24 protein-coding genes are annotated in these 26,498 nt (G+C 54.9%); 3 read left to right on the top strand and 21 right to left on the bottom strand.

All coding sequences use genetic code 11. The features are described from left to right. Positions 1-132 precede the first annotated feature (132 nt). The 8 genes from MNODULE_RS06840 to MNODULE_RS06805 form a co-directional block, all read right to left on the bottom strand. On the bottom strand, positions 133-2,481 hold the full coding sequence (locus tag MNODULE_RS06840; RefSeq protein WP_168058693.1) for an Ig-like domain-containing domain: 2,349 nt from the start codon (positions 2,479-2,481) through the stop codon (positions 133-135). 273 nt (positions 2,482-2,754) lie between these two features. Then, the gene (locus MNODULE_RS06835) at positions 2,755-4,305 is read right to left on the bottom strand and encodes an Rne/Rng family ribonuclease (RefSeq protein ID WP_168058692.1); all 1,551 of its coding nucleotides are present in this window, start codon (positions 4,303-4,305) and stop codon (positions 2,755-2,757) included. Between the two features lie 75 nt (positions 4,306-4,380). Further along, positions 4,381-5,493, bottom strand: a complete 1,113-nt coding sequence (gene rodA / locus MNODULE_RS06830) for a rod shape-determining protein RodA (protein WP_168058691.1) — start codon at positions 5,491-5,493, stop codon at positions 4,381-4,383. Positions 5,494-5,519: 26 nt separating this feature from the next. Next, positions 5,520-7,418: a penicillin-binding protein 2 gene (gene mrdA / locus MNODULE_RS06825; protein WP_320412359.1), complete on the bottom strand. Its 1,899-nt coding sequence runs from the start codon at positions 7,416-7,418 to the stop codon at positions 5,520-5,522. Beyond that, on the bottom strand, positions 7,348-7,884 hold the full coding sequence (gene mreD, locus MNODULE_RS06820; RefSeq protein ID WP_168058689.1) for a rod shape-determining protein MreD: 537 nt from the start codon (positions 7,882-7,884) through the stop codon (positions 7,348-7,350). Before mreD ends, mrdA begins: the two co-directional genes overlap by 71 nt. Beyond that, positions 7,881-8,708 carry a rod shape-determining protein MreC gene (gene mreC, locus MNODULE_RS06815; protein WP_168058688.1) on the bottom strand — a complete coding sequence of 276 codons (828 nt, stop codon included), beginning with the start codon at positions 8,706-8,708 and terminating at the stop codon, positions 7,881-7,883. The genes mreD and mreC overlap by 4 nt, the downstream gene beginning before the upstream one ends. A gap of 74 nt (positions 8,709-8,782) precedes the next feature. After that, positions 8,783-9,820: a rod shape-determining protein gene (locus MNODULE_RS06810; protein ID WP_168058687.1), complete on the bottom strand. Its 1,038-nt coding sequence runs from the start codon at positions 9,818-9,820 to the stop codon at positions 8,783-8,785. Positions 9,821-9,827: 7 nt separating this feature from the next. Then, positions 9,828-10,307, bottom strand: a complete 480-nt coding sequence (locus tag MNODULE_RS06805; protein ID WP_168058686.1) for an RDD family protein — start codon at positions 10,305-10,307, stop codon at positions 9,828-9,830. Between the two features lie 126 nt (positions 10,308-10,433). Between MNODULE_RS06805 and MNODULE_RS06800 the strand changes: the two genes are divergently transcribed. After that, positions 10,434-11,105: a SurA N-terminal domain-containing protein gene (locus MNODULE_RS06800; RefSeq protein WP_168058685.1), complete on the top strand. Its 672-nt coding sequence runs from the start codon at positions 10,434-10,436 to the stop codon at positions 11,103-11,105. Between the two features lie 78 nt (positions 11,106-11,183). On the opposite strand, the gene MNODULE_RS06795 is transcribed toward MNODULE_RS06800, so the two are convergent. The 13 genes from MNODULE_RS06795 to MNODULE_RS06735 form a co-directional block, all read right to left on the bottom strand. Next, complete coding sequence (locus MNODULE_RS06795) at positions 11,184-11,507, bottom strand: PilZ domain-containing protein (RefSeq protein ID WP_168058684.1); 324 nt, start codon at positions 11,505-11,507, stop codon at positions 11,184-11,186. 3 nt (positions 11,508-11,510) lie between these two features. Continuing rightward, positions 11,511-12,071 (bottom strand): hypothetical protein, encoded by a 561-nt coding sequence (locus MNODULE_RS06790; protein WP_168058683.1) that lies wholly within the window; start codon positions 12,069-12,071, stop codon positions 11,511-11,513. Between the two features lie 96 nt (positions 12,072-12,167). Then, positions 12,168-13,046 carry a M23 family metallopeptidase gene (locus MNODULE_RS25030; RefSeq protein WP_168058682.1) on the bottom strand — a complete coding sequence of 293 codons (879 nt, stop codon included), beginning with the start codon at positions 13,044-13,046 and terminating at the stop codon, positions 12,168-12,170. Continuing rightward, positions 13,021-14,388 (bottom strand): Pup--protein ligase, encoded by a 1,368-nt coding sequence (gene pafA, locus MNODULE_RS06780; protein ID WP_168058681.1) that lies wholly within the window; start codon positions 14,386-14,388, stop codon positions 13,021-13,023. The genes MNODULE_RS25030 and pafA overlap by 26 nt, the downstream gene beginning before the upstream one ends. Positions 14,389-14,401: 13 nt before the next feature. Next, positions 14,402-15,073 (bottom strand): proteasome subunit alpha, encoded by a 672-nt coding sequence (gene prcA, locus MNODULE_RS06775; protein WP_181070995.1) that lies wholly within the window; start codon positions 15,071-15,073, stop codon positions 14,402-14,404. Between the two features lie 9 nt (positions 15,074-15,082). After that, positions 15,083-15,880 (bottom strand): proteasome subunit beta, encoded by a 798-nt coding sequence (gene prcB / locus MNODULE_RS06770; protein ID WP_168058679.1) that lies wholly within the window; start codon positions 15,878-15,880, stop codon positions 15,083-15,085. Continuing rightward, positions 15,880-16,080, bottom strand: coding sequence for a ubiquitin-like protein Pup (locus MNODULE_RS06765; protein WP_168058678.1), 201 nt, complete (start codon positions 16,078-16,080; stop codon positions 15,880-15,882). The genes prcB and MNODULE_RS06765 overlap by 1 nt, the downstream gene beginning before the upstream one ends. Positions 16,081-16,090: 10 nt before the next feature. Then, positions 16,091-17,566 carry a depupylase/deamidase Dop gene (gene dop / locus MNODULE_RS06760; RefSeq protein ID WP_181070940.1) on the bottom strand — a complete coding sequence of 492 codons (1,476 nt, stop codon included), beginning with the start codon at positions 17,564-17,566 and terminating at the stop codon, positions 16,091-16,093. A 38-nt stretch (positions 17,567-17,604) separates the two neighbouring features. Beyond that, on the bottom strand, positions 17,605-19,320 hold the full coding sequence (gene arc, locus MNODULE_RS06755; RefSeq protein WP_168059236.1) for a proteasome ATPase: 1,716 nt from the start codon (positions 19,318-19,320) through the stop codon (positions 17,605-17,607). Between the two features lie 249 nt (positions 19,321-19,569). Then, a complete protein-coding gene (gene thiE, locus MNODULE_RS06750) occupies positions 19,570-20,208 on the bottom strand; it encodes a thiamine phosphate synthase (RefSeq protein ID WP_168058677.1) in 639 nt (212 codons plus the stop codon). Positions 20,209-20,260: 52 nt separating this feature from the next. Continuing rightward, on the bottom strand, positions 20,261-21,040 hold the full coding sequence (locus MNODULE_RS06745; RefSeq protein ID WP_168058676.1) for a thiazole synthase: 780 nt from the start codon (positions 21,038-21,040) through the stop codon (positions 20,261-20,263). Next, positions 21,031-21,243: a sulfur carrier protein ThiS gene (gene thiS / locus MNODULE_RS06740; protein WP_168058675.1), complete on the bottom strand. Its 213-nt coding sequence runs from the start codon at positions 21,241-21,243 to the stop codon at positions 21,031-21,033. The genes MNODULE_RS06745 and thiS overlap by 10 nt, the downstream gene beginning before the upstream one ends. Before the next feature lie 162 nt (positions 21,244-21,405). After that, positions 21,406-21,819, bottom strand: a complete 414-nt coding sequence (locus MNODULE_RS06735; protein WP_168058674.1) for a response regulator — start codon at positions 21,817-21,819, stop codon at positions 21,406-21,408. A gap of 378 nt (positions 21,820-22,197) precedes the next feature. Between MNODULE_RS06735 and MNODULE_RS06730 the strand changes: the two genes are divergently transcribed. Beyond that, entirely contained in the window at positions 22,198-23,442 is a 1,245-nt protein-coding gene (locus tag MNODULE_RS06730) for a hypothetical protein (RefSeq protein WP_168058673.1), read from the top strand. A gap of 235 nt (positions 23,443-23,677) precedes the next feature. Next, complete coding sequence (locus tag MNODULE_RS06725; protein ID WP_168058672.1) at positions 23,678-26,497, top strand: YCF48-related protein; 2,820 nt, start codon at positions 23,678-23,680, stop codon at positions 26,495-26,497. The last annotated feature ends 1 nt before the right edge of the window (position 26,498 follow it).

Here is a 26,498-nt window from a genome sequence, read left to right as displayed (position 1 = left end):
GACTGTCAAGCCGAAGGGGGATCATGGAGGAGACGGCCTTCATGAAAGGCGATCAAAGTCAACGACTCAGGAGCATAGGAAGCAAGCGTCTTTAGGAAGGAAAACGGCGCCCCTCCCAGGACCTGGAAACTTTTACGGCGCCGTCGTGAGCGACCGAACAACATCGGATGGAAGGGGGTTTCCGGCCAAATCGGTGATCCCGGTGGTCAGGATCACCTCATACGTCTTTCCGGGATCGTAAGGAAAGGAAGGGACGAAAAAGAGAGAGGATGATTCCGTTCGACGGGTGCCGGAGATTTCCGGTTTATCGAACTCCGACTCGACTCTCCTCACGACAAACGTTGCGGCGGTCACCGTAGAAGAGAGGATCGGCTCGCTGAAATCGACGCGAATCTGAAACGGCTGCCCGGAGAGATCGGTCGCCGGAACGTCGCGAGCGCCGTCGGGGGGATCTCCCCCCGTCACCGAAGGGGGTGTAGTATCAGGGGCCGCCTCGGTGGTAAAGGTCCAGACAAAGTCACTCCCCATCGGCGTCCCGGAGGTGGATCGAATCCCCGCCCCGAGCACCGCCGTATAGGAGGTATTGTATGCCAGCGGTCCTCCGGTGAAGACCAACATCGCCCGTTGCCGGCCGGCGTCATATTCTATTCTCCTCGGCAGACAGCAGACCCCGTTCGTCTCCCGGACTTCAAATTGACCCAGAAGGCTCGAAGGATCGATCGGCCGCATAAATTGAGCGGAGAGACTCGAAATATTCACCGAGACGTCGACGGTTCCATCGGCCGGCGCCGTCGAAGCGACCCGCGGCGCCGGATCGGGCGGGGCCGCCGTTTGAAAGGTCCAGGTTACTTCGGCCGGGAGCGGGTTTTCGTCGGCATCCTCGACCCCCGTCGTGACGGTCACCCGGTAAAGGGTGTTGTCCGAAAGAGGAACGCTCGGGGTAAAGGTCGCAATCGCATTGGCATAGGAAATCAACCCGGGAACGGTGACCCCCTGTTGGGTGAACGGGTCGACACGGACAACCTGAAAGCTGCTCTGAGTGATGCTGCTCTGATTCATCTCGCGAGAAAAAACCGCCTGAATAACGGGGGGGGGATTGGTCGAGACCCCCTGCCCGGCGGGAGACATCCCGGTCACCCGCGGAGGATCGATTGTGGTGAATGTCCAGCTGACCTGCGCGAGCCGGTTCCCGGCGAGATCTTCAATTCCCTGCGTGAGAAGAACGGTATAAGTGGTGTCATACTCCAGCCTCGGCCCGGAGGGGTTGAAGATCGCCAGGAGGGAGCGGGCATCGTAGTTGATTTGGCCTGGGAGGCTCCCTTGATTGCTGCTGACGATAAAGTTTCCGTTCAATGTTTCAGGTTTGATCGGTTCACTGAAAGTGACCGTAATCAAGCTTCTGACCGGCACGCCGTCTCCTCCCGGTTGCTGTTCGGTCAACACGGGAAGAGTAATATCAGGGGCCCGGCCGGTGGTGAAAAACCAGCTGACATCCGAAGAGGCGGCATTGCCGCTCAAATCTCTGACCCCTCTCCCTACAAAGACCTGATACCTCGTGTCGAACGCCAGATCGGCCTCCGGATCAAGGGTCGCCGTGTTCGATCCGACATTATACGAAAGGCGGACCGGAATCTCCTCTCCGGAGGGTCCCGTCAAAATAAAATGAGACTGGAGCGACGCCGGATCGATATCCTCATCGAAAGTCGCCGAGATGTTGCTGTTGACCGAAACGTTCTGGGCGTTCTCGCCGGGGGTTTTCGTAACAATGCTGGGAGGGGTCCGGTCGGAGCCGGAGGCGGTCGTAAAAGACCAGGTAAAGTCGCTCTCCAATGGATTTCCAGCCAGATCGGTCACACCTCTTGTCACAGTGACCGTGATCACGGTCGAGGAAGAAAGCGGTCGTGAAGGGGTTAATATCGCCGTTCGATTCGGCTCGTCATAACGATAGGTCCCCGTGACCCCTCCATTCACGAAAAAAGTCCCTTCATGAATGCTGGCGGAATCGATCGACTCCGAGAAGACGATCCGAATCGAAGAGGTGGAGGATACCCCGGTCGCTTGGTCCCTTGGAACGGTCGCCTCGATCGAAGGAGGGGTTGTATCGAGACCACCCTCCGTTTCAAAGGCCCAGGTGAAGTTGGATGGAAGGGGAATGCCGTCGAGGTCTTTGATCCCGGTGGTAAGGATCGCGTTGTACCGCCTTCCTCTCTCGAAGGGGGAGGAAGGGGTAAAAATTGCTGTTTTATCGCGATAGTCGACTGTTCCGGTCATATCGATCACGATGAAGGTCTTGTCATTCACCGTAACCGGATCGATCGATGAAGAAAACTTGGCGGTGATATGAGAATCAACCCCGACATTCGTCGCCTGGTTCGGAGGAGTCGTTTCTGAAACGGTCGGAGCCCCAATCTCCCCCCCTCCTCCGCTGCCGCACGCGGCAAGGAGCAGGAGAACGAACAACAGCAGTGGCTGGAATTGCATCTTTTGAATCAATAGGAAGGCCCCCAATAACCCGAGGCCGTTTCGGCGCTTCGGTGGGAGACAAAAATTGCAATAAGAGGACCGTCTCTTTATTCGCCTGATTTAGCAGGATTTAAAAAAGAGATTCGAAGAACGATGAGGAAAGTGTGCAAACAGGATCCCGAAATATGCAGGCAAGTATCGAAACCGGCAGGGTAAATCCTTATGACGAGGAGATAAAAAGGGTGGGAACGCGAAGGCATCCCACCCTTTTGGTTATGAGTCACGTAGGAATCAGAGGGTCACAATATCATACTGTTCGATATGGAGATTGGAGTCGGCCTTGATGATGATTTTCTTATGATACTCCCGCTCCAACTCCTCCACTCCATGCCGCTCTTCATCGTAGAGCAGATTGGCGACGGTCGGGTGCACCCCGATGATGATCTTTTTGTCCCGGGGGGAGGAGCCGATCCGGCGGATCTCACGGAAGATCTCGTAACAGATGGTGGTGGGAGACTTGGTATAGCCTCTCCCCTCGCAATACGGGCAGGGCTCGCAAAGGATCCGCAAGATGTCCTCGCGGGTCCGCTCACGGGACATTTGCACCAGGCCGAGCTCGGAGATCTTCAAGAGATGGGTTCGGGCCTTGTCGGTGCTGACCGCGTCGTGGAGGGCATTGAAGACCTTCTCGCGGTTCTTCTCCTTTTCCATATCGATGAAATCGATAATGATGATCCCGCCGATGTTCCGAAGACGCAGCTGGTAGGCGATCTCCTTCACCGCCTCCAGGTTGGTCTTCAAAATCGTCTCTTCCAGGTCGCGTTTCCCGACGAATCGGCCGGTGTTGACGTCGATCACCGTCAGCGCTTCAGCATGATCGATGACGATGTATCCTCCCGATTTCAGCCAGACCCGCCGGTTCTTCGCCTTGGAGATTTCCATCTCAAGACCGTAGGCGTCGTAAACCGGCTCATCCTTATCCCAGAGCTCCACACGGGGGAGAAAACTCGGAAGATAGGTGCCGACGAACTCTTTGATCCGTTCATATTCGGGCTTGGAATCGATGGTCAGCTTGTCGACATCTTTTGTAAAGAGGTCTCGAACCGTTCTGAAGACCAGGTCCAGGTCGGTATGAAGCAACGCCGGCGCCGGCAATTTATCCCGCTTCTTGAGAATGTTCTGCCAAACCACCTCCAGGAATTCGATATCCTGTTTGAACTCCTCTTCGGTGATGCCGTCGCTCACGGTTCGAACGATGTATCCGGCCCCCGGTTTTCTCAGCCGGAGAATCATGTCTTTCAGACGATGGCGCTCGTCCTCTCGGCCGATCCGGCGGGAAACCCCGACATGGTTGACCGTCGGCATGTAGACGAGGTAGCGTCCGGGAAGGGAAATGTAGGTGGTCACCCGCGGACCCTTCGTCCCGATCGGTTCCTTGGAGACCTGGACCACCACCTCCTGCCCCTCCTGGAGGAGATCTTCAATCGTCTGGGAAGAGCCCTTCTTCGGCCGCGTCATGACCGGGACCTGCGTCGCTTCGGATGTCTCTTCGAACTCCAGCGGCTCTTCTTCGACCTCCTCGGCCTCTTCCATCATATGGCCGTAATCGTCCATGTTGGTCATGACATCGGCGACGTAGAGGAAGGCGGCTTTCTCAGTGGCGATATCGACAAAGGCGGCCTGCATTCCCGGCAGGACCTTGACGACCTTCCCCTTGTAAACGTTGCCGACGATGCCGCGGTCTTTTTTCCGGTCGAAATAGAGCTCGGTGACAATTTTATTTTCGAGAAGGGCGACCCGCGTCTCTTCGCGGGTGGAATTGATCACAATCTCAATTGACATAAGAATCCTCAATGCGTAGGGGGTCTGCTCGTGCATCGTCCCAACCGGGAACGAAACGCCGAGTTTCCCCATGAATCAGTAAAATAACATAAATCGTCTCAGTTTAACATTGAAAAGAAGCCCAAGCAAACCCATGGTGGTGACCATGGAGGTTCCCCCGTAACTGACCAGCGGGAGCGGAACCCCGACCACCGGCATGACCCCCAACGTCATCCCGACGTTTACCAGGAAATAAAACGAAATCAGACCGATGATCCCGACCGCCAGGAGCGACCCGAGCACATCTTTGGCCTTGTAAGCGATCTCAACCCCCCAAAGGAGCAAAAAGAAGAAGAGCATGAAAAAAACGAAAATTCCAACGAAGCCCCACTCCTCGGAAAAAACCGAGAAGATGAAGTCGGTGTGGCTCTCCGGAAGAAACTTCAATTGACTCTGGGTCCCGCCGAAGAGCCCCTTTCCAAAAAGTCCCCCCGACCCGATCGCAATCTTCGACTGGATGATATGATAGCCGGTTCCGGTCGGATCGTTGGTCGGATCGACGAACGTCAGAAGGCGTTCCCGCTGATAACCCCTTAGACGATTCCAGAAAAACTGCCATAAGAAAGGGAACATCATCAGAGACATGAGGGAGAAATAGATCAGGAACTTGGAGCGCAACCCGATCACTAAGACCATGCTGAAGAAAACCGACGAAATCGCCAGGGAGGTCCCAAGATCGGGCTGTTTCAGGATGAGGAGCACCGGCAAAAGGACCAATCCCCCCGGAACCAGCAGCTGGCGGAGGTTCAGCCCTTTTTTTGGAAAGTAGTCCGAGAAATATTTCGCCGAGACCAGTAAGAGGCTGATTTTCGCCAGCTCCGATGGCTGCATGTTAAAAAAACCGAACGAGAGCCACCGCTGCGCTCCCAGCGCGGTCCGGCCGATAAAGAGAACCAAGACCAAAAGGAGCAAGGTCACCGCATAAATCGGGTAAGCGAATCGGGCGATTTCATGGTAGTCGATCCAGGCCATCACCAGGAAGACGACCCACCCGAGAATGATCCAGTAAATCTGCTTCATGTAGAGCGGCGAGCGAGCCTCGGAGGCGGACGTGACGCTGTATATCGAGACGACGCCGATCCCCAAAATAAGAATCACAACGACAAAGAGAAGCCAGTCGTAGCCGGCAATGCTTCTTCGATCAATCATTTTACAACCCTTACCGATCGGCTCACTTAACCCTCGCTTGGAACGGCACTCGGAGGGGGCGCCGGGCTTTTAACGGTGATCGGCTCCAACGGAGGGGCAATACCGAGATAGGCCTCGATCAACTTTTTGGAGATCGGCGCCGCTGTCGAACCGCCGTGGCCGCCATTCTCGACCAATACAACGACGGAAATCTTCGGATTCTCCACCGGCGCGAACGCAACGAACCAGGCGTGATCGTTGAACTTATCGGGTAGTTTTCCGTGCGCCCCCCCCTTCATTCCGATCACCTGCGCCGTTCCGGTCTTCCCGCCGATCGATACAAACTGAGACTTCGACCCGTTGGCCGTCCCTTGCGGGTCGGAGACGACGCCGGCCAAAGAGGCATGCAGGACCCGGAACGTCTCCGGCGAGATGGGGATTCGTTTTCCTTCCGCGGTCGGGATCTCCTCAATCGATCCGGTCTCTTGATTTCGTATTTTCTTAAGAAGCTGGGGGGGATGAGAAACCCCCTTGTTCGCCACCACATTGGTCATCATCGCGAGTTGGAGCGGCGTCGTCGACACATAGCCCTGTCCGATTGAAACGGAGAGGGTCTCTCCCGGATACCACGGCTCCTTGCGGGCCTGCCGTTTCCACTCGGTGCTTGGAATCAATCCCCCCTTTTCTGAGGCAAGCTCAATCCCGGTGGGGCGCCCCAGACCGAAGAGATGAGAGAACTTGGCAATGTTATCGACGCCGAGGCGATTTCCCATTTCATAGAAATAGACGTCGCACGATTCGACCATCGCTTTGTGAAGATCGACCGTCCCGTGCCCTCCCCTTTTCCAATCTCTGAAGTTTCGATTCCCAAAATGGAGAAATCCGCGGCATTCAACCCGGCTCGCGGGAGAGGCCTCTTTCGTTTCAAGGAGAGCGGCGCCCATCACGATCTTAAAGGTCGATCCGGGCGGATATTGTCCTTGAATCACCCGGTTCGTCAAAGGACGCCCCTCATCCTTCAGAATGGCTTCCCATGCCTCGGACGAAGCCCCCTGAGAGAGGAGATTGGGATTAAACGCCGGATGGCTGACCATGGCGAGGACCTCGCCGTTCTTCGGATCCATCGCCACGATCGCTCCGTTTCGACCGCCCAACGCCTCTTCCGCCACCTTTTGGACATTGAGATCCAACGTCAGAAAAACATCGTTCCCCCGCTGCGGCTCATTCACCTCCAGAACGCGAATCTCATGGCCGAGGGCGTCGACCTCGATCCGTTTCTGGCCGGGGATTCCGCGGATGACCGCGTCAAAAGTCTGTTCGATGCCGTACTGGCCGATGATCCCCCCCCGTTTAAGGTCCTGATAACTTCCCGATTCAAGCTGCGCCTGCGTGATTTCGCCGACGTAGCCGAGGAGGTGGGCGGCCAGGTTTCCATGGATGGCATTTCGCTTGAATTCGGCTTCAATCTTCACGCCGGGCAGATCAAGTCCATGGCCCTCGATCATGGCCACCTCTTTCATAGTCAGGTCGTCTTTAATTTTAATCGGAAAGAAAGGGTCCTCCTTTTTAAAAGTGACCCTTCGCACGATTTCTTCCTGAGGCATCGCAATGAGGTCGGCCAGACGCGAGAGAGCCGCCGTCTGATCCGGCATGTCGCCGAGAACGACGTAGAGGTTGAAGCTGGGGACATTATTCACCAGGAGGGCGCCGTTCCGGTCGTAGATCAGGCCGCGGGGAGGGGGGGTCTCTACCACCCGAATCCGATTGTTTTCAGAGAGCTCGTAGTAGAACTTCCCCTTGACAACCTGCAAATACCACGCTCGAAGCAGAAGGCCGCAGAGCGCCAGGACGATCAGGCCGAATAGCCAATAGATCCTACTCTGTAGATCTCGTGTTTCCTCCTGCGGAAAATAGGACTCCCGCATGATCGAATGATCCTTTCTCACCGCTTCTCTTCGAGAAGAGGAATAGAAGCCCGACTGCAAAAAGGGAATTATAGAGGGCTCTTCCAACCATATCGGGTTGAGCCAGCAGGAAGAGGCCCCCCTCTCTCATTCCTTCCACCAAAAGGGTTCCGAGGAAGTCGTGCAAAAGCGAAATAAAAAAGAAGATCAGCACATTCCAAAGCAGGGAGAGATTCAAAAAAGATCTTCCCAATATTCCAATCGCAAGACCGGTCGTTGTTTTCAGGATAAAATTCACGCCGAGGAGGCCGATGGAAAAAAGATCGACCAGCCCTCCCAGGGCGACTCCCCAAAGCAGACCATGAATTTCTCCTCTGGCCCAACTAAAACAATAAACCAAGATCAAAGCGAGATCGGGCTTGACCCCCGCGATCTGAATCTTCTCCAAAAGAAGGGTCTGAACCGGAATCAGGAGAAGAAAGATCGTGATTCGGAAAAACCACTTCATCCATCTCTCTCGTCGGTTGAAGTGATGATCAGAACTTCTTCAAGGTTCGAGAAATTAATTTGAGGAGTCACCTTCACCTGAAGAAAGAGCTCATGCTCCCGCTTTTCCACTTTCTCAATCTCCCCGATCTTGAGCCCCTTCGCGAAACTTCCTTCGAGCCCCGAGGTGACGAGAACATCTCCGACCACCACCTCCGAGAAATGGGGAAGGTACTTCAGTCGAACGGCCCCCTCCTCGATTCCCTGAACGATTCCTTCATCCCGGGTCCGCTGCACGATCGCTGCGACGGCGCTGTTCCGGTCAGTCATGAGGAGGACCTGCGCATGGCGCGGTCCGGTCTTGATCACCTTCCCGACGACCCCTTCCGGGGTGATGACCCCCATATCGACCTTGACTCCCTCCGCCTCCCCCTTGTTGACGATGACAGTCTGATACCAATGGCTCGGCTCACGACCGATGACAGAGGCTACGATCAGGTTGAAGGGAGCGCTTTGTTTGTAATCGAGGATTGCCTGAAGCCGCTCGGCGAGGGCTCCCTCCTCTTCTAATAGATTGTTCTCCCCCCGGAGCCGTCCGATCTCCTCGCGAAGCTGTTGGTTCTCCCGCTGGACGTGAATCAGGTTGATATAGCCGTACCAGACCCCGCTGATCCCCTCGAGCACGGCATGGGTTCCCTGCTGGACGTAGTAGACCGCCCCTCCGATCGGGACTTCCACCCATCGCAACGGCCTTTTTTGAAGCTCGGGGGAGATAAAGACGATCGTCAGACCGAGGATAAAAGAGAGAATGAGGAAACGTTTATAGATATTTCGGCGGCGAAGCATCCGCTGACCTAGCTGTGCGATTGAAAACCTCCTAAAAAACGCGCTTTTCTGGATAAAAACGCCCCGCTTCTAAATTATTGCGAGGCGATTGAAATCCGTCGGAGGAGACTCAGCTGATCGAGCGCCTTTCCCGTTCCGAGCGCCACGGTATTGAGCGGATTGTCGACGGTGATGATCGGGAGGTTTGTTTCTTCGCGAAGGCGGATATCCATCCCCCGCAAAAGCGATCCTCCCCCGGTCAAAACGATCCCGCGATCGATAATATCCCCCGCCAACTCCGGGGGGGTGTTCTCCAAGGCGACCTTGATCGCATTGACGATGGCGGAGATCGGCTCGGCAAGTGCCTCCCGGATCTCCCCGTCGTCGATCACCAGCGTCTTCGGAATTCCGGAGATCAAATCCCGCCCTTTGATCATATAGGTCTTCTTCTCTTCCAGCGGATAGGCGGAGCCGATCTCAAATTTGATCTGCTCGGCCATGTGATCTCCGATGAGAAGATTATACTTTCGCTTGATGTAGTTGACGATGGCGTCGTCCATCTTGTCCCCCGCCACCTTCACCGATTCCGAGTAAACGATGCCGGCCAAAGAGATGACGGCGATGTCGGTCGTCCCGCCGCCGATGTCAACGACCATATTTCCGGACGGCTCCGCGATCGGAAGCCCCGCGCCGATGGCGGCGGCGATCGGCTGCTCGATCAGATAAACCTCGCGCGCCCCCGCCAGCTCCGCGGAGTCCCGCACCGCCCGCTGCTCCACCTGCGTGACCCGCGAAGGAACCCCGATGATCACCCGGGGGCGGACGAAAGTGTTCCGATTGTGAGCCTTCTTGATGAAGTGATTCAGCATCTTCTCGGCGATTTCGAAATCGGCGATCACGCCGTCTTTCATCGGCCGGATGGCGACGATGTTTCCGGGGGTGCGCCCCAACATCTTTTTCGCCTCCGCCCCGATCGCGACGACCTTTCCCGATTTTCGCTCGATCGCCACCACCGACGGCTCGTTGATGACGATCCCCTTCCCCCTCACATAGACCAGCGTGTTGGCCGTCCCCAGATCGATGGCCAAGTCGTTTGAAAACCACCCCAAGATGCTGCTTGTCAGTCCCATCATCCCCTCATTATTTTTCTAAAGATTCGAATACAGCGTGATCGAGCACCTGCGTCTTCGCCAATTCGTCCCCAACCCGCAACCCTTTCGGATTGCCGATCATCAACAACGCTTCAAAACCGATGACCATCAATGAGAACAGCCAACCGATGTATGGAAGGTAAAAAAGTAAATAGGCAGTCGCCAGCGGGAAATTGCGGATAATCGATTCCTTGAAGGAAGCTTTTTTTCGCGTTGCAGGGGTAATGATCTGAAGACCGATCAGCTGTTTCCCGAGGCTTCTCCCTTCGCCAAAACCGTCTGCGATCAAAAGGTAGGAGAGGCCTGCCAGAAAGCTGATTCGAAACGGTATTTCATAAATCGCGGCGACAACCAGTAAATCGAGGAATTTAGCGATAAACCGATGGAGGACACTCGCTTTAGGATAGACCCAAGAACCTGCTACCTCCTCACCCAGCTCCGTCAACACAAGGACCTTTCGTCCGATCATAAAATAGATGCCATTATACATCAAAAAATAAAAAATGTTGAAGAAAAATGTCGCCGCCGCGCGGCCGGCGGGGTTGCTTTTTCCATCGACTGATGTTATCCTAACTTCCGCAAAAAGGAGGATCATTTGCTAAAGGTCATTCGTAAAGGGGCCATCGAAAATCCCTGGTTCTTCCGGCTCGTCATGATCGGACTCGCCGTCGTGTTCACCGCCACCATGGGATGGTGGGGCTTCGAGCAGACCGAAGACAACGCCATCGCCAAAGTCGACCGCGCTTCCGTTTCCATTGAAGAGTATCAGCGCGCCTACAAAAACGCGTCCGACTTCTACCGGGAGGTCTTTCAGGATAAATTCGACGATAAAGACCTCCGAAAACGGGTGATCGATGAGCTTGTCGACCGAAAACTTTGGCTGCAGGAGGCGCGTCGGATGAAGCTCGTGGTGAGCGATGAGGAACTCAAGCGATCGATCACCGAGCTTCCCGGCTTCCAGAAAGAGGGCAAATTCGATCCGGCGGTTTACCGTCTCGTTCTCGCCAGAGAACATTATACCCCCGAAGGCTTCGAACGGCAACATCGGGAGGAATTATTGATTGAAAAAGTGAAAACGATCGTGAAGGAATCGGTCGCGCTGACCCCTTCCGAGGAAGAAGACGCAAAAAAGAGCAACCCCGCCAACCCCGACCCGGACCGGGCCGCCTCCGACCTGCTCTTTCAGAAAAAGCAAAGAGCGTTGAGCGCCTATACCCTCGCCCTTCGCGAGAAGGCGGCGATCAATGTAAAGGAAGAACTCCTTTAAAATCCTTCGCATGACCCATCTCGTCCCTCCTTATCCCCAGAAAAGAACAGAATAGCCCGCTCTCTCCGAATAAGAAGGCTAGAGATGCAGACGCTCGATCAGCCTCTTGTATTCATCCGGAATGTCGAGAAGATGAATCCCCATTCCATGTTTTTGAATGACTCTGTTGAAGGCAGGGGGAATCCGCTTCGCCCACATGACGATGCCGCGCACATGGATCACCTTATCATCGGGCAGGGTCAACTCGATTTGAAGTCTTGTATTCGGCGAGAAAACGGTGGTCGTTTTGAGAAAAATACCGGTTGAGGAAAGATCATGGGTAAACGCAGTGTGGTCCGGCTTTTGAGTGCCAAATCGGACCGACAGCCGCTTCAGGACCCGTTTCTTCCCTCTTTTCTCCATGTCTCAGCTTAGGATTTGTTTTTTGGACTGCCATTCTCTGGAACGATCCAACTCCTCACGAATCAAACCTAATCCTGCGATACAGATCTCAAAGTGCTCGGCCAGTTTCCGGTAAAGGGGGGTCCATTCTTTAAATCGGCCATAGTTGAACTCGGCCGCCCGCCGGTACGACTTCTTCCCGACCCGCACATAATCGATCAGGAAGTCCGGATGTTCGATCTTCTTCCCGGACTTCAACCGCTTCAGATACTCCGGGAAGAGACCGCTCATGAAGAGGGTATAATCGCCGATATGTCGGTGAACCTCCCACTCCCGCTCAATGGTCCGGGCCCGGAGCAGGATATCCCCTTCCATCAACATCTCGGCGACGGTATCGATCCGATTTCCTCGGCTGTTTCGAATGGCATAAAGACAATCGGTCCGGGTGAAATAGAGAAGAAGATTCGAGATATAGTCGGTGACGAGCGGATCGGACCAATTCAATGTCTGTTGGAAGCTCTTTTCGGTGAGGATAAGGAAATGAAGACGTAAAGGATGGTTTTCAGGAATACCGTTTTCCAGCATCAAAACCCCGAAAATATCGTTATTCGTGAATCGCAAAATAAAAAAGAGAATGGTTCACATTCACGTTTAACGAATAACGATTCACGATCTTTTGAATCAGCCGAGTTTCTTCTCTATCAAAGAGAAAGGATTCACGCGCGCCCCGTTGAGCCGCACTCCCCAGTGAAGATGGGGACCGGTCGCCCGACCCGATTGCCCTACCGACCCGATCGCTTGTCCCTTTATCACGGTCTCCCCCTCTTTGACCGTTGTCTCCGAGAGGTGAAAATACATGCTAAAAAGACCGAGACCATGATCGATAATGACCGAATGCCCGTTAAAGTAAAAATCGCCGACGAGGATCACCTTCCCCCCGTTCGATGCCAAGACCGGCGCGCCGAGCGGAGCGCCGATATCTTCCCCGGTGTGAGGGTTTCTCGGCTGGCCGTTCATAATCCGGCGGAGGCCGAAGGTTCCCGCCACCTTTCCTTCGGTCGGAACAATAAAGGCCGCTTCCCACAACTTCTGATCGGCGCTCTTGTCGAAGATCTCCTTCATTCGCGCCTGCTCCTTTTGCACCCGTGCGAGGGTGGGGGGATCCAAATCGACCATCCCCTTCGGAAGCTTCAACGATTGGGTGGCGAATGCGGCGGAGACCACTTCGATTGCAATCTCCCGGCGGACGGTCGTTTCCCCCTTCTGCCACGTGACCGTCAGGGGCTGCAAGCCGACCGGCTGATCGAGATCGATCCCGATCATCGCGGCATATTCATCCGTATTTTTCCTGAAAAAAGGGATCGGTTGGTCCAAAAATTTTCCGACGACGGAGGGGATGTCCGACTCGAGTGTCAGCGTGATCAGGGCGATCTCGCCCTGCTTCACCTGAATCGGCGCGGCCGTTTCCTGCGCTTGGAGGGGCATCGAGAGAAATAAAAGGAAAAGGATTATAAAAGCAATCGTCCGGACCGGACTATTTAGGAGGCGCTGCGGCGGCAATGAGTTCCTTCACACGTTGGTTGGCGGAGCAAAAAGGATCCATGCAGAGGATGGTCTCTTCCCAGTATCCATTCAATTTGAGATACGTCCAATCGACGGTGTAAGAGCGGTTTTTTTCTTTGGCAAACCGGATGAAATCGCCACGGACCTTCGCCCGGGTCGTCTGCGGTGGGGTCTGAATCGCTCTTTGGATATCTTCCTCGGTTGCAATCCGCTCGACCATATCTTGCCGGCATAGAAGCGAGTAGAGGCCCCGGTTCTGATTGACGTCGTGATATTGCAGATCCATCATCGCCACACGGGCATCATCCCAGCCGCATCCCTTCCGCTCCATATAAGAGCCGATCAACTCCTTCTTGATCACCCAATCCAACTCACGGGAGAGACGGTTGGGATCTTCTTCAAGCTCATTGAGGACATATTCCCACCGCTCCAGGATATCGTAGCTGACCTCGTCTTCGTCTTCCGAGGCGACATACTCCTTGGCCTTCTCGAGATAAATCCGCTGAATCTCGATGGCGGTCATTTCTTTTCCCCCTTCCAGACGAACCCGTTTTTTCATCGTCAGATCGCGGGAGATCTCCCTCATCGCCTTAACCGGATCTTCCAGCTCCAACCCCACCACATTGAACCCTTCTTCAATCATAGAGAGGACCAGCGCCGTCGTTCCGACCTTCAAATAGGTGGCGTACTCCGACATGTTGGAGTCGCCGACGATGATATGAAGCCGCCGGTATTTTTCCGCGTCGGCATGCGGCTCATCGCGTGTATTGATGATGCTTCTGGAAGAGGTGGTGGAAGAAGAGGTCTTCTCATGGATATGTTGGGCGCGCTGCGAGATGAAGTAGTGGCTCTTCCCGGAGACCTTGAGGACCTTTCCCGAACCGCTGTAAATCTGCCGGGTGACGAAGAAGGGAATCAACTGTTCTGTCACCTTCCAGAAATCAAGATCGCGGCGCATGAGATAGTTTTCATGACAGCCGTAGGTGTTCCCCATCGAATCCGTATTGTTTTTGAAGATGTAGATTTCCCCGGAGAGGCCTTCTTCTTTCAACCGTTTTTCCGCGATGGGAAGACACGATTCCAGGAGGCGCTCCCCTGCCTTATCGTGAACAACCAGATCGAAAACATTATCGCATTCTGGGGTTGAATATTCCGGATGACAACCGGTGTCTTGATAGAAACGGGCGCCGTTCACCAAGAAGGCATTCGACGGCCAGCTGTTTGGAATGAGTCCCTCGAAGATATAACCCAAAATCTTCTCCATCGGAAGATACACTTTTCCGTTGGGAGAAAAGATCAATCCGTATTCGTTTTCAAGACCAAAGATTCTATTTTTCATTTTACCTAAAACTTTATTTGCGTAGATACTCCGTTAACTCTTTTGTGCCAAGCCGCTGGAATGTCCGGCCGGTGCGATCTCGATCTAAAACCGCCACCTCCAAGCCTTCCGGCGTCGTAGTCTGGTTATACCCCGCTTCGAGCGCATCGACAGAGAGCCGTAAGGCATCTTTTAAAGGAGAAAGATTGTACCGGCTTTTAAGATACGTAATGAGCGCTTCCGATTTTCCTCCGATGGCGGTAAACCCCGTCTCATCAAAAATACTGCCGTCGAACGAGATCCGATACATTTCATTTTCTTCCGTCGCGCTGCCGACCTCTACCACCAAGATCTCTACCTCCAGCGGTTTCAGCTCTTGGCTGAAAATCGTTCCGAGCGACTGTGAGTAGGAGTTGGCCAGCGACTTGCCGGTGACATCGTCCCGGCTGTAAAGATAACCCTTCATGTCGGCGTGCCGGATGCCGGCTTTTCTCAAATTCTCGAACTCGCTGTATTTCCCCGCTCCCGCAAAAGCGATTTTGTCGTAGATCTCCGAGATCTTGCTCAATGAGCTCGGATTATCCGCAACAAGAAGAATTCCCTTGTCATATTCCATCGCAATGATCGATCTGCCCCTGGAAATTCCCTTCTTGGCGTACTCCGCCTTGTCCTGCATCACCTGTTCAGGTGAAACATAATATGGCATTGCCACCGCTTATCCTCCCCCTTGTCGCTGCATCATCCGCTCTAGAAGCCCTTTTATCTTTTCATCCGGAATATCGGTAATGCCTTGTGCGTTGATCACTTTCATCGTGGGGAAAATTCCACGGATGAGATCGGGTCCTCCTGTGGCGACATCCGCCTCCGCCGCATCATACAACGCCTCCAGCGCGACTTGAATCGCTCTCTCCTGGTCGAGATCTTCCTTATAAATTTTTTTCAACGTTCCCCGAGCGTCTCTCCCGCCCGAGCCGATGGCGTAGTATTCTATCTCTTCGTACTGCCCTCCCGCGATATCATATTTAAAGATTCGGCCGACCCCGCGTCTGGCGTCATATCCTGCGTAGATCGGAATCACGACCAGCCCCTGTACGGCCATCGGGAGATTTCCCTTGATCATCTGCGCAAGTTTATTCGCCTTGCCGTCCATGGAGAGCTCGGCCCCTTCCAGCTTCTCATAGTGTTCCAATTCAATCCGGAAGAGACGGGTCATCTCCAGACAGGGACCGGCCGCGCCGGCAATCGCGATGGCCGAATATTTGTCCGCATTATGCACCTTCTCGATGCGGCGCTCCGAGACGGCATAACCTTCCGTCGCCATTCGGTCGCCGGCCATGACGATTCCGTCCGCATAACGCAAGGCCAGGACGGTCGTTCCATGGGGAACCATCTGAGAGAGATCTTTTTTTTCAGAAGGAAGAATTCCTGGAAGCGAGGGTAGAAGTTGAGGATGTTGCGAGGTGAGTAACTGATAGAAGCTGGAACCCGGGTCGTGGAATCGGAACTCGGTCACTATTCTCCTCCCTTTTGAACATAATTTTTAACAAACTCTTCTGCGTTTTCCTCCAAAACATCGTCGATTTCATCCATGAGCTTATCCAGGTCTTCCTTGATCTTTTTTCCCTTATCGACAACCTCCGGGTTGGCCGCAACCGCCTCCTCTTTCTTGTCCGACTCCTTCTTCTTCTCTCTTTTCTTGTCCTGCTTAGCCATTGAAACCCCCTTATGTTGCGATAATGGCGAGCAATTCCTCGATGGTTCTGGCCCCGTCCAACAAAGGCCCCACCAGGGCGCGACTCCCTTTGAGAGGGTCCATCAGTGGAACTCTTTTAATACTGTTGTTTCCGGTATCAAATAAGATGGAGCTCCAGCTCGCCGCGTAGACCTCTTTCGGAAACTTTTTGAGGCAGCTCCCGCGAAAGTAAGCGCGTGTATCCTCGGGCGGATTGTTCTGGGCATCGGAAATGGTGTTTTCCGAAACAATCCGCTCGACATAATTGCCCCGCTCGAGCGCGTAGTACAATCCTTTGCCCTGCGTCACATCGTGATATTGAAGATCCATCATCGACACGCGCGGATCTCTCCAATCACATCCTTTCCGCTGCATATAGGATTCAATGAGCTCTTTTTTAATCACCCAATCAATATGCCTTGAAAGCTGCATCGGATCTTCTTGCAGCTTATCGAGCACCATCCGCCATTTTTCAAGAAGATCGTGGGTCACCGGATCGTCGCTCTTGGCGAAGTGGACCTCCGCCTGCTCCAGGTAGGCCCTCTGAATTTCAATCGCGCTCCATTCCTCCCCCCGCAAGAGCTTCATTTTTTTCTTCAGGGTCAAATCGCGAGAGATCTCTTTAATCGATCGGACCGGGTTCTCAAGTTCGACCCCTTGCACTTCCCGCCCCTCTTCGATCATGGCGAGCACCAGCGCAGCGGTGCCGACCTTAAGATAGGTGGTAAACTCCGACATGTTGGCATCGCCGACGATGACATGCAGCCGCCGGAAACGAGCGGTATCGGCATGCGGCTCATCGCGCGTATTGATGATCGGCCGCTTGACCATGGTATTCAGGTCGACCCAGACCTCGAAGAAGTCCGCCCGTTGCGAAATCTGATAAGCGGCCGACTCGGTTTTGTTTTCGGAGCCGACCTTCCCCGCCCCCGCGAACACCTGTCGCGTCACAAAAAAGGGGGTCAACTGTGCCACGATCTTCTCGAAGGGGACTTCCCGCGACACCAGGTAGTTTTCATGGTAGCCGTAACTGTTCCCCTTGCTGTCCGTGTTATTTTTGTAAATCGAGAAACGACTCTCACCCGGTTTCAAGCGGCTTGCCATCTCGAGGCAGGTTTCCAAAATGCGCTCGCCCGCCTTTTCGAAAGCGACCAGATCTCTGGCATTGGTGCACTCGGGGGTTGAGTATTCCGGATGCGCCCCGTCGACATAGAGCCGCCCGCCATTCGGTAAAAGCTTGTTGAGGAGACGGTTATATTCCGGGCCGGGCCGCTCGCGTTCGCCGTCGGCTTCGAAACCGCGCGCGTCGAGCAGGGGATTCTCATTCTCGTAATCCCAAAACGCAGACGAGGAGGGGAGGTAAGGGTAGCTGTTGATTAAAAAAATGGAATTTGAAACAGGATCTATTGATTCAGAATTTTTGGAGGCGATTCCAAACTCCGTCTCTGTGCCCAATATTCTCTTCATCGATCAGAGGCCTCCGATAGCTAGCTGCTCTCAGCCGGTCATAGATAGTGTCCTGTCGTCACGGTTTCAATCTTTTTGGCGTCGGCGGTCGCTCTTCCAGCCATCGTGCGAACGTGGATGATCTTTTCACTCTTTCTTCCGGCGATTTTCGCCCAATCATCCGGGTTCGTCGTGTTTGGAAGATCCTCGTTCTCCTTAAATTCATCTTTGATCGCGCGGATCAGATCTTCCTGCTTCAACCCTTTCACGCCGGACTCAAGCATCCGCTTGATGGCATGTTTCTTCGCCCGGGAAACGACCCCTTCAATCATCGCGCCGCTCGAGAAATCTTTGAAGAAGAAGGTCTCTTTCTCGCCGTTCGCATAGGTGACCTCAAGGAATTTGTTCTCCTCGCGGACGCTGTACATCTCTTCAACGGACTCGTGGATAAGCCGCTCGGCGACCTTGACTGAATCGCCCTCGTTGCGTTCGAGCTCTTCCGGATGATAGGGAAGGTCCCGGGTCAAGTATTTATGGAAGATCTTGACGGCCGCCTTTTTATCGGGCCGCTCGATTTTAATTTTAATGTCAAGCCGCCCCGCCCGAAGGATCGCCGGGTCGAGTAGATCTTGCCGATTGCTTGCTCCGATGACGATCACATTGCGAAGGCGCTCGACCCCATCGATTTCCGACAAGAATTGCGGAACGATCGTCGCCTCCATATCCGAAGAGATGCCGCTTCCCCGGGTCCGGAAGAGCGCGTCCATTTCGTCGAAGAAGACAATCACCGGGTGCCCTGCCTCGGCGCGCTCTTTCGCTTTTTTGAAGACCTCCCGGATTTGGCGCTCGCTCTCCCCGACATATTTATTCAAAAGCTCAGGACCTTTGACGTGAAGGAAGAAGCTTCGCATCTCTCTTCCGGAACGATCTCCCAACTTCCGAGCGATAGAGGCGGCCACCGCTTTAGCGATCAGCGTTTTACCGCATCCGGGAGGGCCATAGAGCAAAATCCCCTTCGGAGGAAGCAGCTTATGCTCGGCAAAGACTTCCGGGTGGAGGAAAGGGAGCTCCACGGCGTCTCTCACCAATTCAATCTGTTCTTCGAGTCCGCCGATGTGATCATAGGTTACATCGGGAATCTCTTCCAAAACGACCTCTTCGATCTCCGATTTCGGAAGTTTCTCCAAAACATAGCCGGAGCGAACATCATAGAGGAGATGATCGCCGACCGACAACCGCTCCCGCATCAACGGATCGGCTAATTCGACCACGCGCTCCTCTTCGGCTCGGAGCGTGACGATCGCGCGATGGTTCTCGAGAAGGTCCTTGATCCGGACAACCTCTCCCTGAACGTCGAACTCGCACGCCTCGATGGCGTTGAGCGCTTCGTTCAGCAGAACCTGTTGTCCTTTCTTCAGATCCCGGATCGAAATGTTCGGATGGATATTCACCTTCATCTTCCGCCCGGCGACGAAGACGTTCACGGTGCCGTCCTCGTTCGCGCCGGAGAAAATGGCATAGCTGGAGGGAGGGGTCGTCAGCTTTTCGACTTCTTTCTTCAGCGCCTCGATCTGATTTTTTGCTTCGACGAGGGTCGCCGCAAGCTTTTCATTTTGCTTGAAGGCCTGCTCCAGCTGAGTGCGCGACTGGCGAAGCTCCTTCAACTCTTGCTCCATCGAGGCCACTTGAACGAGAAGTTTCTCTATTTCCCGCTCGTACTCGATGATCTTGGTTTCCGAGTCGCCGCCGCCGAATTGTTCAGAGAGTTTTTTCATCGTATTTTTGAATGGATTTGACTTCCCCTGGTTCTTTTTTGATTCACCCATCAATGCTCCTCTCACACTCCGAGATGATGAAGGTTAGATCCCTCTTCTCTCAGGAGCTAATTTTATCATCTCTTCCTGGGACGGTCAACTATACGAGGGAGATTCGGGGCAACAAGCACGCGACTGAGACACATTTGCGACATGAATTTGGCAGAGAACCGACCAACGAGCAAAGCTTCTCGCACAATGTGCATAAGCTTACACACCTTGCAGCCGCTTCATCTCGTCCATCAGCAGTCGACACTCTCGATATACGTCGGGCGAAGAGAGAATCGCCGAGATCACAGCGACTCCATCGGCCCCCGCATCGATCACCTCTTTTAGTTTTGAGCGATCCACGCCGCCGATCGCAAAAAGTGGAATCGCGGCGGACCGCCGCACCTTTTTAAAAACGTCGATTCCGAGAGGAAGACCGTAAGCACGTTTCGAAGGGGTGTCATACACCGGCCCCAGGAGGGCGAAATCAGCCCCTTCCCACTCCGCCCGCTGAACCTCCTCCATGGAGTGACAAGAGACGCCGATCAATTTGCTCCCTCCCAGAATCTCTCTCGCAACGGTCACCGGAAAGCCCGAGGAAGGAAGATGCACCCCTTCCGCATCGAGGGCCAGGCAGAGATCGACTCGATCATTCACAAAAAACTGCATCTTGTGCTGCTTGGCGGCAGAGCGAATCTCCGAGGCGAATTCGAACTGCTCCCGAAGCGTGAGATCTTTTTCTCGGAACTGAACCGCCGCGATGCCCGCGCGGCCCGCCTCTCCGATGACCTGGGACAAGGGACGGCCGAGCGTTTTTGTGCGATCACTGATCAGGTAGACTTTAAAGTCGATTGAAGGCATACCAATTTCAATGCTGGATCAAAACAGGGTACGCCGCAAGAGAGGAGAGAGCTTACTCGATCATCCCTTCAACAGGACTGCTCGCTTGAGCATAGAGTTTTTTCGGAATTCTCCCTGCCAGATAGGCGAGTCGTCCGGCACGAACAGCGTAATTCATCGCTTCAGCCATTTGGATCGGATTCTCCGCGCCGGCGATCGCCGTGTTCATCAAAACACCGTCGCAGCCCAATTCCATTGCGATCGCGGCGTCTGAAGCGGTTCCGACGCCTGCATCCACAATGATTGGGACGGAGATCGTTTCCAAGATGATTCTGATATTGTAAGGGTTCCGGACCCCCAGACCCGATCCGATGGGAGCCGCCAGCGGCATGACCACCGCCGCCCCCGCCTCTTGAAGTTTCTTCGCCATAATCGGATCGTCGTTGGTGTAAGGAAGGACGGTGAATCCTTCCTTCACGAGAATTCGGGTCGCTTCCAGGAGCGCCTCATTGTCGGGGAAAAGGGTCTTCGGGTCGCCGATCACTTCCAATTTGACCATGTCGGAGATACCGGCAGAACGCGCCAGCCGCGCTGTCCGAACCGCTTCCTCGGCTGTATAACAGCCCGCCGTATTGGGAAGGATTTTATAGACCTTCGGATCGATGTAATCGAGCAGATTTTCCTGGGAACGGTCGATGATATTGACACGCCGCACCGCGACGGTCACGCAATCGGCTCCCGAGGCCTCGATCGCCTTTTTGGTCTCTTCAAAAGAGGCATATTTCCCGGTCCCCACGATCAGACGGGATCGGAACTCGTGATTTCCTACGACCAAAGGTCGGTCTATCGGCATGAACTTCCCCCTCCCACAAAACCGATGATCTCAATCTGGTCTCCTTCATTTAATGGGACCTGATTGTACCGCTGACGATGAATGATCTTCAAATTTACTTCGACTGCAACACGCTCCGGCTGTACCTTGAGTCGATCAAGAAGCTGGGAAAGATTCATGCCCGGCGGGACGTCTTGCCGGGTTCCGTTGACAACAACCTGCATTCGACCTCGGAGATGACGGGATATCCTACGTCAAAAATCCGCACTACATGAGGAGAGCTGGGCATGATAACGAAGAAGGCGGCTCAGGGTTGCCGGCAGCCGCCAGAACCGCTGTAGGATTGGCTTTCAGTATAGTATAGATGCAAAAAAGTTGTCAACGATTTAAGTAGATTGAGGCAGCGGAGCAAGAGCGATCCGGTCGAAGATCTTATTCACCCTTTCGACAAGGTCGGCTGGATCAAACGGCTTCAGCACGTATGCATCCGCTCCCGCCGCCATCGCCCCGGCCCTCGCCTCGTGGTCCGATTTCGCCGTAATAATGACCACCGGGATATGCGCGGTGGAAAGATCGTGTTTCAGCCGACGACAAACCTCCACGCCGCCGATTTTAGGCAACATCATATCGAGCAGAATAAGCAGCGGCTTATTGCGGGTCGCTTTCGCCAAAACGGTTTCGCTGTCGGAAACGGTGTCGACCCGGTATCCCTCCGACTCAAGAACCACTTTTAAGATCTGGAGAGTATCAGGGTGATCCTCTCCGATGAGGATTGCTCCTTCCGGTTTCCTCTGTTTCATCGCGATCTCCTCATCGATCTCTCCTGAGTGAACTTCATCGCTTCTTAACTCACTGGAATAAAAGTGACGCGCAATCTTTCAAGATTATACGAAACTCTCCACCTCGTTTGCAAGCCGATCCCGGCAGCAATAACCGGTTGAATAAAACACCCAGAAAACCTCCACCGGTTCATTTGAGCCGTTGGAATCGAAAGACCCTTCACTCGCGAGGAGGACTCCTTTCCAAGGCCCCTCCCCTTTTCGAAGCGGATGGGCCCTTCCACTCGCCTTGACGGTATCCCTTTCTTTGCTATACTTGCTCGGAGCGAGTAAACCTTTTCGGTATCCACGTCCATTCATATCGGGAAAGAAAACACAACAACAACCGGAGGAAAAACCATGTTCCTTTCTAGAAAACATTTCGGCCTGACGCTTGGCCTGCTCTTTTCAACATCATTGTTCGTTTATGCCTGCGGCGGAGGCGGGGGATCAAGCAGCGGCGGCGGGGGGACGACGACCATCAGCAACGCATCCCAAGGATCTCAGGCGGCCAGTTCCGGAACCCAAGGGGCACAGGCGGGAACCGGTCTTTCGGACCTTGCCACTTCCCTCGGACAAGTCGCCTCCGGCGGACTCGCCAAACCGGTAAATCCATTGACCTTGCAGAATCCAACATACGCCAAAATTGTGTCGATGAACAACAAGGCCGCCCGAAGCAAAGCAATGCAGAAGGTGTCGGCCCGCATGAAAGCAAATTCATCAAAGACCTCTTTTGCCGCGTTTCCGGAAGACACGCAGCCGTGTACCGATGGGGGAAGCGTTACTTTCACCGGGACAATCAACGATACGACCGGCGCATTTGATCTGGATGTCGCCTTCACTAACTGCCGCGAAGATGGATCGGAAACCGACGGGACGATCAGCCTCTCGGCGACAGCCCCGGACGAAACCACCTTAGACATGGACATGGTCCTTGACGGATTCACGATCACCGACTTTGATCCGGCCGATCAGATTCCCTACAACACGGTCCTCGCAGTGATTTCAGCCACCGCAACCATTACTCAGGGACTGACAATGACTTCCGACAGCGCGATGAATTTCGATCTCGAAATTGATGGGACGCTTACGTTTACGGATGACAGCGGAGATACCACTGAAACAACGGCGATCGAGTTCAATAATTTCGCCAACGCCGGAAGCGTCACCGGCATCGACACGAGCACCACGACATTCACGAATGAATTGGACGGTGGGATTACCCAATCGACAACAGAACAAGATGGAACCCACAGTGTCGCAATCACCTTCACCAACTTCGACTCGACGGTCGTCGCAATCGACGATCAGAACAGCAGCACCACCGATCTGACCTTTTCCGGCACGGTGGCAACCGACTTCACACCCGACGAAGACTGTGACATCGAAGGGACCTTCTCCTTCGTCACCGAGACCGCCATCCGCTACACCGAAGGGGAGAGCTGCCCGGTGCAAGGACGCATCGTGATCAACGGCAACACCGGAGTAGACTTTAACAATGATGGCAGCGTTGATATCACCGTCGGCAGCGAGACCCAGAGTTTCGCCAGTTGCGATGAACTCTTCAGCGACTGCGAGGTCGAGGACGATTTTGTAGACCTATAAAATATTCGCTGTTTCAAATCCTCAGGGCGCCCCGGTGGAAAACCGGGGCGCCTTTTTTATTCTCTGTCATACCTCACACTCAGCCGGTACAACTCTTGCTCTTTTCATCCGTCCAGATGAAGTTTCGTTCAGAAAGACTCTTTCTTTTTCCTAAAGACGGCATCTCGCCGCAGGGTTGCTTCCTCGTTTTGCAGAAGAGTTGCAATCCCCTGCAGGATCGATTGGAGAAATTGCAATGAACAGACAAACCCTTCTCCTTGGCTCAACCCTTTGCGTCGGACTTTTCCTCTCCGGTTGCGGCGGATCACCATCCCCTCCCACTCCTCCCGGTCATCCCCCGCCCGAACGGCCCCCCGCAAGCGATACCGAGCCCCCTCGGCTTCTCTCCCACTCTCCGGAGCCCGACCAAAAAGAGATCTCCCCCGATTCCTCGGTCCAAATTGCTTTTAATGAGCCGATCGATGCAAGCCGGCTGGCCGATCACATCCGGATCACCGCTTCCTCCGGAGAGACCGCCGTCATCGAAGTGGCATGCGAAAGTCCCTGCACCCAAATCCTCATCACCCCACAAACACCGCTCCGGTTCAATATGAGCTATATGGTGGTCGTCGATCAGGTCGGCGATCTTCATGGAAATACCCTCGCCTCACCGATCAGTTGGTCCTTCACCACACAACCGACTCCGCCAACATCGGATGCCACCCCGCCCCGCCTTTTGTCGATCTCCCCTCACAACGGGGCGACCGGGGTAGATGAGGGAACCTTCATCACACTGACCTTTGACGAAGGAATCGACCCCAACCGGATGAACAACACCACTTTCAGAGTCACTTTACAGGGAGAGACCACCCCGGTTCTGGGCACTTACGGCTGTGATCCCGCCTGCACCGTCGTCACCTTCTCCCCGGCCGTTCGACTCCTTCTCAATGGGATTTATCGGATAGAGGTCACTACCGAGATCACCGATCTCGCTGGCAATCGCCTGGCCGCCCCCTATCTGGGCCAATTCGTCACCCGACCCCGGCCGCTCCCGCCCCCCTCCCCGTGGAGGAAAGAGATGGGGAATCGATTCAACCAGCATCTCTACCGGACCGATGCCATTTCTTCCGACCGCGCCTGGGCCGTCGGAGAACGTGGTCTGATCGTCGCCACCTCCGATGCCGGAGCGAGCTGGCGCCTTCAGGAGAGCGGAACATCCTTGCCGCTGTATGGAATCGACTTCATCGATGCTCAAATCGGCTTCGCCGTCGGAGGTGATCCGGCGGGATCGAATTCGTTTGCCAATGCCATTTTAAAAACCGCCGACGGCGGGCAGACATGGGAAGGGAAAACGCTCCCGCCGCTCCCGGGGATATTGAAGGCGGTCCACTTCATCGAGGGGAAAAACGGTTGGGCCGTGGGAGGAGGCGGGACGATCATCGCCACGCAAAACGGCGGGGAAAGCTGGTCCCTTCAGCAGAGCGGCGTCACCTCGGAGTTGACCGCGGTCGATTTTGTCGATGCCGATTACGGCTGGGCAACAGGACCGGGAAGGGTCCTCCTGAAGACCGACGACGGCGGGACCCGATGGACCCCCCAATTTACCTTTTCCTCTCCGATCCGGCAGATCGACTTCATCGATCGGAACCGGGGATGGGCCGTCGGCGACGCGGGCGCGCTGTTCGAAACCGTCGACGGGGGAACACGTTGGACACCGATCTCCGCCACGACGGCGAACCTGACCGGCATTCGGATGGCGACCGCCACACAGGGTTGGGCCGTCGGCGACCGAGGAACGCTTCTTCGCTTCGACGGGACCGGTTGGACGACTGTCCCTTCCGGAACAACGATCTCACTCAAGGGGGTCGCCCCCTCCGGCGAAAATGCCGCCTGGGGGGTCGGTGATTACGGGATGGTGACCTTCGCCTCATCCCAAGAAACGCCGCGCGTTCAAAACCCGACCAATACCTCCGAGGTTTATGGACCTTTCTTCATCGATTCGAGAACCGGATGGACGGTCGGGAGCAACGCCCGGATCTTCCGCACGCAAGATGGGGGGGCGACTTGGTCGCAACAGGTACGAGATTGGAGGCGCGACATCCGCTGGACCCACATTTCCAATCCGGCCCGCCTCTGCAATAAAAATCCCGACGGCAGCTGGGCGGAAGATCCGGCGACCGCCCTCTGCATCCGAACAAGCAGCATCCATCTTTATCACGTCTTTTTTCTGACGCCGCTCAAAGGATGGGCGGTCGGTCAGCCGAGCCTGATTCTCTCCACCGAGGATGGCGGCCTCACCTGGACCGAGCAGAACGTCGATCCCTATGCGGAGGATTGCTACCAGTGCGCCAAGGCGGGGGTCTACCTCCGGCAGGTCCAATTCGCCGACGAGAACAACGGCTGGGCCGTCGGACGCTACCGGACGATTTACAAAACCACCGACGGCGGCAGGACTTGGCGGCTCCTCTCGAACAACTGGCGGTATACGACGGTCGACGGCACCTGCACCACCCCCGGCGGCGCCACCCTGCCGAGGATGGGAGGGCATCTCTTCGGTCTCTCGGTGAACCCCGCCGATCCCAACGACCTCTTCGTCGCCGGCGGCTGCTGCGCCCCGTGCAACCCCGAAGCGATCATCGCCCACACAACCGACGGAGGACTCACCTGGGATCTCCGAACCTCGGTGGTGTGGGACGCAAGGGTGGAAAACAGGATCACCGCCTCGGACCGGCTTCTCCCCGAAGTGGGCCGATTTCATGCTTTTCAGATGATCGGAAATGTCGGCTGGGCCGCCGGGCGGGGCGGCGTGTTGATGCGGACGGAGGACCGGGGAGCGACCTGGACCCGGGTCCCGACCGGCACGTCACTGACGATCAACAATCTCTTTTTCATCAATCAAGAAAAAGGATGGCTGGCCGGATGGATGGGGACTCTTCTCGAGACCGGCGACGGGGGAAAAAGCTGGCGGCGGGTTTCGGCCGGAACGCGGAACGATCTCTTCGGGATTCACTTCGTGAACGATCGGCAGGGGTGGATCTCCGGATCGGGAGACTTGATCTTAGCGACCGGGAACTGAG

Source organism: Candidatus Manganitrophus noduliformans (genome assembly GCF_012184425.1).
Taxonomy (GTDB): domain Bacteria; phylum Nitrospirota; class Nitrospiria; order SBBL01; family Manganitrophaceae; genus Manganitrophus; species Manganitrophus noduliformans.
The sequence above is the reverse complement of the archived record's forward strand: the minus strand, read 5'-3'. Positions and strand labels throughout refer to the sequence as shown.

Excerpts from the sequence above, each read along its gene's own strand:
- MNODULE_RS06840 (WP_168058693.1), bottom strand. The coding sequence starts at position 2,481 with ATGCAATTCCAGCCACTGCTGTTGTTCGTTCTCCTGCTCCTTGCCGCG.
- MNODULE_RS06835 (WP_168058692.1), bottom strand. The coding sequence starts at position 4,305 with ATGTCAATTGAGATTGTGATCAATTCCACCCGCGAAGAGACGCGGGTC.
- rodA (WP_168058691.1), bottom strand. The coding sequence starts at position 5,493 with ATGATTGATCGAAGAAGCATTGCCGGCTACGACTGGCTTCTCTTTGTC.
- mreD (WP_168058689.1), bottom strand. The coding sequence starts at position 7,884 with ATGAAGTGGTTTTTCCGAATCACGATCTTTCTTCTCCTGATTCCGGTT.
- mreC (WP_168058688.1), bottom strand. The coding sequence starts at position 8,708 with ATGCTTCGCCGCCGAAATATCTATAAACGTTTCCTCATTCTCTCTTTT.
- MNODULE_RS06810 (WP_168058687.1), bottom strand. The coding sequence starts at position 9,820 with ATGATGGGACTGACAAGCAGCATCTTGGGGTGGTTTTCAAACGACTTG.
- MNODULE_RS06805 (WP_168058686.1), bottom strand. The coding sequence starts at position 10,307 with ATGATCGGACGAAAGGTCCTTGTGTTGACGGAGCTGGGTGAGGAGGTA.
- MNODULE_RS06795 (WP_168058684.1), bottom strand. The coding sequence starts at position 11,507 with ATGGAGAAAAGAGGGAAGAAACGGGTCCTGAAGCGGCTGTCGGTCCGA.
- MNODULE_RS06790 (WP_168058683.1), bottom strand. The coding sequence starts at position 12,071 with ATGCTGGAAAACGGTATTCCTGAAAACCATCCTTTACGTCTTCATTTC.
- pafA (WP_168058681.1), bottom strand. The coding sequence starts at position 14,388 with ATGAAAAATAGAATCTTTGGTCTTGAAAACGAATACGGATTGATCTTT.
- prcA (WP_181070995.1), bottom strand. The coding sequence starts at position 15,073 with ATGCCATATTATGTTTCACCTGAACAGGTGATGCAGGACAAGGCGGAG.
- MNODULE_RS06765 (WP_168058678.1), bottom strand. The coding sequence starts at position 16,080 with ATGGCTAAGCAGGACAAGAAAAGAGAGAAGAAGAAGGAGTCGGACAAG.
- dop (WP_181070940.1), bottom strand. The coding sequence starts at position 17,566 with ATGAAGAGAATATTGGGCACAGAGACGGAGTTTGGAATCGCCTCCAAA.
- arc (WP_168059236.1), bottom strand. The coding sequence starts at position 19,320 with ATGAAAAAACTCTCTGAACAATTCGGCGGCGGCGACTCGGAAACCAAG.
- thiE (WP_168058677.1), bottom strand. The coding sequence starts at position 20,208 with ATGCCTTCAATCGACTTTAAAGTCTACCTGATCAGTGATCGCACAAAA.
- MNODULE_RS06745 (WP_168058676.1), bottom strand. The coding sequence starts at position 21,040 with ATGCCGATAGACCGACCTTTGGTCGTAGGAAATCACGAGTTCCGATCC.
- thiS (WP_168058675.1), bottom strand. The coding sequence starts at position 21,243 with ATGCAGGTTGTTGTCAACGGAACCCGGCAAGACGTCCCGCCGGGCATG.
- MNODULE_RS06735 (WP_168058674.1), bottom strand. The coding sequence starts at position 21,819 with ATGAAACAGAGGAAACCGGAAGGAGCAATCCTCATCGGAGAGGATCAC.
- MNODULE_RS06730 (WP_168058673.1), top strand. The coding sequence starts at position 22,198 with ATGTTCCTTTCTAGAAAACATTTCGGCCTGACGCTTGGCCTGCTCTTT.
- MNODULE_RS06725 (WP_168058672.1), top strand. The coding sequence starts at position 23,678 with ATGAACAGACAAACCCTTCTCCTTGGCTCAACCCTTTGCGTCGGACTT.